Annotated in this window: 7 protein-coding genes; 4 read left to right on the forward strand and 3 right to left on the reverse strand. The window is 69.8% G+C overall.

Translation table 11 applies throughout. The annotated features are described in order from the left end of the window. Positions 1-697 precede the first annotated feature (697 nt). The 4 genes from ABZS54_RS30425 (at position 698) to ABZS54_RS30440 (ending at position 6,803) form a co-directional block, all read left to right on the forward strand. Positions 698-3,934 (forward strand): DNRLRE domain-containing protein, encoded by a 3,237-nt coding sequence (locus ABZS54_RS30425; protein WP_355543135.1) that lies wholly within the window; start codon positions 698-700, stop codon positions 3,932-3,934. Positions 3,935-4,172: 238 nt separating this feature from the next. After that, positions 4,173-4,541 (forward strand): helix-turn-helix domain-containing protein, encoded by a 369-nt coding sequence (locus ABZS54_RS30430; RefSeq protein ID WP_355543138.1) that lies wholly within the window; start codon positions 4,173-4,175, stop codon positions 4,539-4,541. A 187-nt stretch (positions 4,542-4,728) separates the two neighbouring features. Then, complete coding sequence (gene aroB, locus ABZS54_RS30435; protein WP_355543140.1) at positions 4,729-5,913, forward strand: 3-dehydroquinate synthase; 1,185 nt, start codon at positions 4,729-4,731, stop codon at positions 5,911-5,913. Next, positions 5,910-6,803 carry a PfkB family carbohydrate kinase gene (locus tag ABZS54_RS30440; protein ID WP_355543143.1) on the forward strand — a complete coding sequence of 298 codons (894 nt, stop codon included), beginning with the start codon at positions 5,910-5,912 and terminating at the stop codon, positions 6,801-6,803. Before aroB ends, ABZS54_RS30440 begins: the two co-directional genes overlap by 4 nt. On the opposite strand, the gene ABZS54_RS30445 is transcribed toward ABZS54_RS30440, so the two are convergent. The 3 genes from ABZS54_RS30445 to ABZS54_RS30455 form a co-directional block, all read right to left on the reverse strand. Beyond that, positions 6,769-7,911 (reverse strand): sugar phosphate nucleotidyltransferase, encoded by a 1,143-nt coding sequence (locus tag ABZS54_RS30445; RefSeq protein ID WP_355543146.1) that lies wholly within the window; start codon positions 7,909-7,911, stop codon positions 6,769-6,771. The two genes, ABZS54_RS30440 and ABZS54_RS30445, sit on opposite strands and share 35 nt — an antisense overlap. Beyond that, on the reverse strand, positions 7,908-9,086 hold the full coding sequence (locus tag ABZS54_RS30450) for a sugar phosphate isomerase/epimerase family protein (RefSeq protein ID WP_355543149.1): 1,179 nt from the start codon (positions 9,084-9,086) through the stop codon (positions 7,908-7,910). Before ABZS54_RS30450 ends, ABZS54_RS30445 begins: the two co-directional genes overlap by 4 nt. Positions 9,087-9,121: 35 nt before the next feature. Next, positions 9,122-9,474: hypothetical protein (locus tag ABZS54_RS30455; protein ID WP_355543152.1), on the reverse strand; the 353-nt coding region annotated here is incomplete at its 5' end.

Raw genomic sequence — 9,474 nt, forward strand, 5'->3', positions numbered from 1 at the left:
GCGACAGCGTCGAGGCGCCGCGCTTGGGAGCCCGGCGGGACGGCGACGGCAACCCGGATCGGCAGGCCGGGTGCCTGAACGAGAGGCGGCTGCGAAATCGCGGCCGAACGGTCGGACCCGGCGTCGACGGCGGCCGAGAGGGCCACGATCCCGGTGCCGGCTTCCGGCCAGCGGGGGGCGGCCGTCGACGAGCCCGCGTTCCGAGTGGATTCCCCCGGCGGGCGCTTCGCGTCCGCCGGCACCCTGGTGCCGGCTATCGAGCGTTCCTTCTGTGGTTCGCGGACCTTGAAGGACGAGTCCTGCGCAGGGGGTGTGGCTGCAACCAACGTGCCGACCAACGTCAGCGCGATTCCGGTGCCCAGAAGCCTGCGGCGAGCCGCGCCATGCATCGCGAACCCGCCCCATCGAAACGAAAGCACCCGAAACCCCCACGCCACGCCTCGACCAACCTGATCAAAGGCCGGCACAAAATATCAAGCGTCCACCGACCCCCGAAAGGCAACTTTTTCTTCGCATCGTGCGTCCGCGCGAGCAATTCCCGAAGGCAAAATGCACGAGAAATCGCAAATGCAATCCAAACGGTCAGCAAGGATTTTGAAGATGGTAGCGCCCGCACCCCGACCACCCCGGGAGGCAGTCGCTACGCTGCGGCGATCTGCGGGTCCGGGCGCCCGCCATCGGCATGAGGGAGAAACACGTGCACGCGAAATACCGACGTAGACGCGCTTTGCGCCGGGGCTCGACCGCGGTCGCCCTGGCGGCTATTTGGGCGGGCAGCGGTACCTACAGCGCCCAGGCAGTCGAGGCGGCTCCCTCGAATAACGGGCAGCCCATCGAATCGAGTTCCCAGGTGGCCCCGGATATTTACACGCAGGCGAAGAAATCCGGACACCCGATCGAAATCGAGGCGGATCGCACCCCGACCACGGAGAAATGGGCCAACCCGGATGGCACGACCACCCGGCGCAGTCATCTCCGCCCGGTGCGCACCCGGATCGGCGGCGGTTGGCAACCCGTCGACGCGACCTTGCGCATCGGCCCCGACGGTCGAATCACACCGGCCGCGGCGGTGTTTCCGATCTCGTTCTCCCCAGGCGGTAGCGGCGCCCTGGCCACGATGACCAAGGACGGCAAAACACTCACGCTGACCTGGCCCTCCGCGCTACCCAGGCCCACCCTGGACGCGACGACGGCGACCTACTCCGAGGTGCTGCCCGGGGTCGACCTGCGACTGATCGCCGACATCGACGGCATCGCCCAGCATCTGATCATCAAGACCCGCGAGGCCGCCGCCAATCCCGCGCTCAAAGAAATCCGCTACGGAGTCGACGGCTTGGACATGGTCACTGCTCCCGAAGGCGGTCTGATCGCTCGGGACGCGTCCGGAGCCGCTGTCTTCCGAGCGCCTGCGCCCTCGATGTGGGACAGCGGTCAGGTCGACGAGGCGCAGACAGGCAAGACGGCGCGCGACGCGCTCGCCGCGCCCGCGAACCGGGAACCCGGGCCACCGGAATCCCCTGTCGATGCCGTACCGGTGGCGGTCGCCGTCGAACCCGATGCACTCAGACTCACCCCGGACGCCGCCCTGCTCGCTGCCCCCGACACGGTATTCCCCGTCGTCATCGACCCGGTCTTCTCCGACGGGTGGCGCGAGGACTGGACCGTCGCCTACAAGCGCGACAACGACTCCGGCGCGGCGTCCACCTCGTACTGGAACGGCCAACACTTCGACGACAAACTGGCCCGAGTCGGCTACGAGAACGACTCCACCGCCCGCAGTTACGGCACCGCCGAGTCGTACTTCGAACTCAACACGGACGGCCTGGCCGGATCCACGATCATCTCGGCCAACCTCAACCTCTTCAACCAGAAATCCTGGAGTTGCACCGAGCGTGCCGTCGAACTCGGCCTGACAAATCCGATTACCTCGGCAACCACCTGGAACAACCGACCGACCTGGATTCGCACACTCCAGACGAAGACCTTCGCCCATGGTTGGGGCACCGGATGCACTCCGGCGGGCGAGGACTTCAACGCCGCCGAGGTCAAGAACGCGGTACAAGAGGCAGCAAACGGCACTTGGGACAACATCACCCTGGGCGTCCGAGCTCCCGGCGCCGCCGGCAAGGACCCGTACACCTGGAAGAAGTTCGCGAACAACCCCTACCTGGAGGTGACCTACAACCGTCCGCCGAGTCTGGAGGAAAGCTCCGCCTGGCTCACCCCATGGAGCCCCGGCGGTTCCGGCAACGTCAACATCCGTTGTGACAGCGACCCGACGACCTGGCCCACCATCGGCAACACCGACATCACCCTGACCGCCCGGGTGTCCGACCCCGACGGCGGCAATGTATGGGTGGGCTTCTCGGTGTGGGAGTACGCCGGCGGCGGTGTGAGCGACCCCGTGGTCGAGGTCGCCCAGAACAGCCTGGCGCACGTCACCATCCCGATCGCCGCCCTCCAGGACGGCCACCGCTACAAATGGGTCGTGCACGGCTCCGACAACATCGTCGACACCGGCTGGACCAGCCACTGCGGCTTCAACGTCGACAAGTCCGCACCCACCAAGCCCACTGTCACACCCACCGACGGCAAGCGCATCGACATCCCCGAAGTGCCCGCGCGCAAGCCCCGCACCCTGCGCCTCAAGGCCACGGACAACGTGGGCATCCTGTCCTTCTGCTACTTCATCGATCGCTATCTCTCCACCGGCAACGAGGACTGCCCTACGGCGAACCGCGTACAGGCGCTGCCGGACACGAGCACACCGCAAATGGACGACTACTACGCCGACATCACCATCGTTCCCACCCGGTTTCCCGAATCACGGCTGTACATCCGCGCCTTCGACAAGGCCGGCAACCGCTCTCTCGTCAACGTCGGCTCGGACGACGTCGCCCATCAACTCGACTGGGCCACCGTCCCCGCCGACGGAGACGCCGTCACCGTCAAAACCCAACCCGTCGATTGGGTGACCGGCCTCGACTCGATGGACACCGGCGACTGGGACGACCGCAACGGCGACCTGGACGGTGATGGCAGACCCGATATCGTCGGCACGTCCACCGACGGCCGATTGTTCCTGTACGGCGGCACCCCATGGCCCGCCCTGATCAGCGGCCGTGAGATCGGCGGCACCGGCTGGGCGGGTGCCAAGATCGCCCATCGAGGCGACTTCACCGGCCCGTACACCGGCCAGTTCGCACCACCGGACGGATACGAGGACTACTTCGTCGGCCTGCCGCAACAGGACGGGAGCTACCGCCTCTTCCTGTATGCCAACAACGGCCTCGGTGTGCCCGACGACTTCACTCGCAAGGAGATCTCCCGTCCCGGCGGCGGCAATTGGCCCGCCGATATGAAGATCATCACGCCGGGCGACGCCACCGGCGACGGGCTGCCCGACCTCCTGATCACCGAGGGCAGCGCCCTGGTCCTGTACCCGGGAGACCCCAACGGGGGCCTCGACATGGCAGCTCGCCGCGTTCTCGACACCTGGGACTGGGAATCCTTCGACCTCTACGCGGCGGGCGACATCACCGGCGACGGCGTCCCGGACTTGATCAGCCGCAGGTCCACCGACGACCCCAACGCCGACCACTACGGCAGACTCAACCTCCACCCGGGCACGATCGGCCCCAACGGCTACGACATTCTGCCGGGCAGCACATACGGCGGCTCGGGCTGGAACCCGGCAAGCCGGCCGAAACTTGCCCCTGTACCCAACACGCAAGGCAGCGTCGAGGTGCGTGACGGCACGAAGGTCTGGGTGCCCACCGCCGGCAAGGAGACCCCGGATCTCTACGCCACCGGCGCCGGCGGCCCCGACAACAGCGGGCTGCTCTTCTTCTACGCGGGCCAACGCTTCGAGCACGAAGCGGGCATCCGGATCGGTCAGGACGGCTGGACCACCGACATCACCGGAATCTTCTGAACCGACCCGGACCCGCGTGGTTCGAGATGAAGCACCGATGGGCTCCTGCCGGGTCACGGCAGGAGCCCGTCATGTTCATGCGTCGAGTGGCAGCGCGCGGTTCGAGAGTGATCGCGTCGAGGATTGCTTTGCTTTCGACTGAATGCGTACGGACAATATTGAGCAGTACCTACCTGTCGGTAAGGATGGATCGGGCTCGGTGGGGATCGGCAGGGATCGCCAGGAACAGGAGACGCGCATGGCTCGGCGGTACCAGTGCGGCCTCGATGCCGCCATGGATGTCATCGGCGGCAAGTGGAAGGCGTTGATCCTGTGGGCGCTGCATGTCGAGGAGCGGCGCTTCGGTGAGTTGCGCCGGGCGGTGCCCGGGATCAGCGAGAAGATGCTGATCCAGCAGTTGCGCGAGATGGAGGCCCGGGGAATCGTGCATCGCGAAGTGTTTCGCGAGGTCCCGCCCAAGGTGGTCTACTCGCTGACCCCGCTGGGGCAGTCACTCAACGAGGCGCTGTTGCCGTTGGGCGTGTGGGGGCACGACAACGTCGAGCAAATCGTGGCGAGCGCGCCCGCGACGGCCGGCGCGCAGGACCCCGCGCGGCCCGCCGCGTAGGCCGTTTCCGGGCGAAATTTTCGGCATCGGCGAATGTCGGGAATAGCGTCGGGCGGTCTGCTATAACCGCGCGGGCGCACTCTGGGTGAGTCCTTGTTGACTTTTCGTAGTTCTCGCCGTAATTATTTCGGCAGCGAATATCCGGATTGTCTGCGACGTCTTCGTTGAGCCGCCGGGGTGTGAATATATGACCGAATACGTCCGAGTGTCCGAACAACTGGCGCTGCCACGCGGTCCGGTCGATCCGATCATGGCCTACGCCCGGCGGCTCGACACGTATCCGGTACACGTGTGCCTCGACGAGGCCACCGCGCTCGCGCGGCTGTGCACCGAGATCGACGGTCGGCGGGTCGCCCTGATCACGGACGACACCGTGTACCGGCTGCACGCGCGCCGGCTCGCCGAACGACTGACCGCGTCCGGACTGAACGTGGTCCACACGTCGTTCCCGGCCGGCGAGGCGAGCAAGAGTCTGCGCACCGCGAGCGCCCTGCTGGACTGGCTGGCCGGCACCGCGCTCGCCCGCCGCGACATCCTGCTCGCGGTCGGCGGCGGCGTGGTGATGGACACGGTCGGCTGGGTGGCCAGCGCGTACATGCGCGGCATCCCGTACATCAACGTGCCCACAACCCTGCTCGCCCACGTCGACGCCGCGCTCGGCGGCAAGGTGGCCATCGACCATCCGTCCGCGAAGAACCTGATCGGCGCGTTCTATCAGCCCCGGGCGGTGGTTTCCAACGTCGGGTATCTGAGCACCCAGGACGGTCGCGGATTGCGCGCCGGGCTCGCCGAGGCGATCAAGACCGGGATCATCGCCTCCCCGGAGTTGTTCGAGCTGATCGAGCGCCGGCATGCGCCCATCCTGGCCGCCGAACCAGTGCCCACCGCCGCCCTCGTGCACGCCTCCAGCGTGCTCAAGTGCCGGTTGATCGCCCGCGATCCCTATGAGCGCGACCTTCGCCGACCACTGAACTTCGGGCACACCGTCGGCCATGCGGTGGAGACCGCGACCGGCTACGGTCCGGTCCTGCACGGCGAGGCGGTCGCGTTCGGGATGGCCTGCGCGGCCCGGATCGCCGAACGACGCGGGCTGCTCGACCCGGCCCTGTGCGCGCGGGTGACCGGGCTGCTCGACCGGGTGCGATTGCCCACCACGCTGGCCGGATTACCCGCCCGGCTCGACCCGGCGACCACCGTCGAGGCACTGGGTCAGATCCGCAAGATCCGGGACGGCCGGCTGCGGTTCGTGCTGCCCACCGCGCTCGGCGAGACGGTGATCACCGACGACGTGAGCGACGAGGAGATCCACGCCGCGCTCGTGGTCTCCCCCGCCGCCGAGGTCTCGTTCGCACGCCCTCGGAGGCACCGATGACTGAGCTGGATGTGTTCGTGATCGGCGGGGTCGGCGTGGACATCATTGTCCGAGTACCGGAACTGCCTTTGCCGATAAGCGACTTCAAGGTGCCACCGATCCGGCAGTACGTCGCGCACACCGGCAACGGGGTGGCGCTGGGCTGTCGGGCGCTGGGCCTGCGCACCCACTTCGCGGCCGTGCTCGGCGCCGACCCGGAAGCGGACTTCGTGCTCGCCCACTACGCCGAACAGGGCCTGTCCTTCGCGCACGTCTCGCACCCCAGCGGCACGCCGCGCAGCGTCAACCTGGTCGGCCCGGACGGCGAACGACTCTCGCTGCACGACAGTCGGCTGCCCGCCGACCTGGTCGTCGATCCCGAGCTGTACCGCCCCGCGCTCGCCCGCACCAGGCACGCGCACGTGTCGATCGGCGGCTGGTCCCGGCCCGCGCTGGCCGACGCGATCGAGTCCGGCGTGTCCACCTCGACCGACCTGCACGGCTGGGACGGCAAGGATCCCGCCCGGGCGGACTTCGCGTACGGGGCCGACCTGGTGTTCACCTCCACGAACCGGCTCGGCGACCGGGTCGAGGAGGCCGCGCGGGACGTGCTCGCCCGGGGCCGGGCCAAGGTCGTGGTCGCGATGTCGGGCGGGCGGGGCAGCCACCTGGTGCTGCCGGACCAGCCGATGCGGCACGTACCGGCGCTGGCCATGCGGGTCGACGAGGTGGTGGACACCAACGGCGCCGGGGACAGCTACGTCTCCGGCTTCCTGTACGCCTACCTGGCCGGCCGCGACTGGGCGGGCTGTGCCGCCGCCGGCACCCGGGCGGGCGCGCACGCCGTACGGACGGCGGGCACGCATACATCGTTCATCACGGCGAAAGAGTTGGACCGTGCGCTCTCCTGACGGGGTCGGGGGACGCCTCGGGCGGCGGGTCGGCGGGCGCGGCCGACGCGAGGATGCCGGCCGGGGTGACGATCGCGTCCCGAACGGTACTTCCGGCGGGAACGGTGGCGCCCGGCAGCAGCACCGAGCGCACTACGGTCGCGCCCGGCTCGATCCGGCAGCCGGGGTGCACGACGCTGCGTTCGACCCGCGCTCCCGGCGGTATCTCGGCGCCCAGCAGACTCCCGGCGACGTACCTCGGGAAGCCGTCCCGCAGACCCGCCAGGGTGCGCGGGAACGCCTCGGCCGCGATCGGGTACGGCCGGTCCGGCAGCCGCAGTTGCTCGGTTCGGTAGCGCTCGACCGTGCCGATGTCGGCCCAGTAGTCACCCACCTGATACGCCGTCACCCGGCGGCCCCGGGCGATCATCGCGGGCAGCACATCGCGGCTGATGTCGTGCTGCCAGCCGTCCTCGCCGAGCGCGGCCAACTCGGCCAGGACCTCGCGCAGCGCGTCGATCCGGAACACGCAGAACGCGGTGAACACCAGGTCCGACGTCGGCCGCGCGGGCTTTTCGACCAGGGCCCGGACCCGGAGCTCGGAATCGGTCTCGACCATCCCGAACAGGTGCACGTAGCGACGCTCGATCCGCTGTACGCCGATCGTGCAGTCGGCGTCCGCGGCCCGGTGTGCGGCGACCATCGGCGCGTAGTCGAACACGTAGACGTGATCCGCGTGTTGCACCAGCAGGTCGCTCGCGCCCGGGGCGAACAGGTACTCCGCGTTGGCGAGCAGTGCGTCGGCGGTGCCGCGTTCGGTGGGGCGGGCGGGCAGGATCGCCCCGGGGCCGCTCCGGGCCAGGGCATCGTGCGGGCCGAAGTGCAGTCGGGTGCCCGAGTGTTCGTCCCAGTGCGTGACCAGGTGTCGGACCAGGTCGGACTCCCGGTGCTGGGAGAGCAGGACCAGTTCGGGCAGGCCGGAGCGGATCGCGTTGGCCACGCTGAAGTCCACCAGCCGACAGGACCCGGCGTACGGCACCAGGGGTTTGCACATGTCGGCGGTGAGCGGGCCCATCCGCTCGCCCAGGCCGCCCGCGAGCAGGGCACCGCGTACTCCGTCCAGCGTCACCAGGTCCGCCCCTGCGCCCGTCCGGCGGGGATCAACGTGCGCAGCAGCGCCAGTGACGTGGCAATGCCCTGCTCCGTGGGCAGTAGGGCGTCCTCGTGTTCCACGTAGATCACTCCCCGGTAGTCGTCGTCGAGCAGCGCGGCCACGATGGCCGGCCACGGCAGGTCGCCGGCACCGAGCGCGCGGAAGCGGATCGCCGGGCCGGGCCCATAGCGCGACCAGCCCGCGCCGCGCGGCGGTTCGGCGCCGGACCAGCGCTGGAGGTCCTTCGCGTGCACGGCCGCGAGCCGCTCGCCCCAGCCGCGCACGGCCGCCACCGGATCGTGCCCGGTCGCGGCGAGGTTGGCCGGGTCGAGGCACAGGTGAACACCGCTCACCGCCGAGAGCAGTGCTCTCGCGCTCGCCGGGTCGTACGCGACCTGCTTCGGGTGCGGTTCGAACACGACCCGCACGCCCAGTGCGTCCGCGAGATCCAGGATCGGCCGCGCGGCGAGCGCCCACGCGTCCACGTTGTCCTGCCAACTCACCGCGCTGCCCGACCAGGACAACCAACGCGCCAGATCGGGCACCCCCAGCATCAACCGGACCAGCGGCGCGCCCAGACCGGCGGCCAGCCGGACCGTGTCGAGCGCCGCGCGCAGGCCGTGGGCCCGCTTGGCCTCGGCGGTCCCGACGAGCACCGGGTCGGTGTGCGGCCCATGCGGTCCCAGCACCAACTGGGTGTCCCGGCTGTTGCTCACACAGCCCACCTCGACCCCGGCGGCCGCGCACTCCTTCCGCACCTTGCGATGCAGCCCGGGATCGGCGAGCCGCCCGCACTCCACCAGCGCGAAGTGGCCGTCCGAGGGCAGGTCCACCACGCCCACCCCCGCCTCCCGAGCCACCCGCAACGCCCCGCCCAACCCCGCAGGCGCCAGGGCGGCCAGACACAGCCCGAGCCGAATCGGCGCCCGCCCGGCCGCGCCGGCCGCCGCAGCCTCCGTGACCGCCGCGCCTCCCGTGACCGCCGCGACCTCGGCGACCGCCGTCTCCCGGGCTGCGATCGCAACGCCCGCGTCCGCAGCCGCGCCACCGCCATACCCGTGCACATTCGGCCGGCCGGCGGCGGACTCCGTCCCGGGCGGTCGGTGTCGCGGGACGCTTCGTGGTCCCCGATCCTTCGGTTGCCCGGTCATCGGCGATCCCCCTCGCTCGGCTGTGCCCCGACACATCAGAGGTTGCGGATATGTGCCCAACTCTCGGGTGGTGAACCCTCGTTCGCGAGCAAAGCGGCATACACCGCGGCCACCGGATCGGCGATCACGGTCGGCGGTTCGGCCGCCCCGAGCTCGGTGACGATCCGTCGGCTCAACTCGGCGGCGTACCGCGGACACCCGCGGAACACGCCGCCGTTGAACACGGCCCGCCACGTCCCGGTCAACCCGGCCGCGTCCCGGGCCGCGCGCACACCCGCGATCAAATCGTCCAGGCCGCCGCGCACCACCTCGCCCGCCACGGCGTCCCCCGCCTGCCAGGCCGCGCACACCGCGGAGGCGAGCGCGGCCACCGCGGCCTTGGGAAACG

It is taken from the genome of Embleya sp. NPDC005575 (genome assembly GCF_040605455.1).
Lineage (GTDB): Bacteria > Actinomycetota > Actinomycetes > Streptomycetales > Streptomycetaceae > Embleya.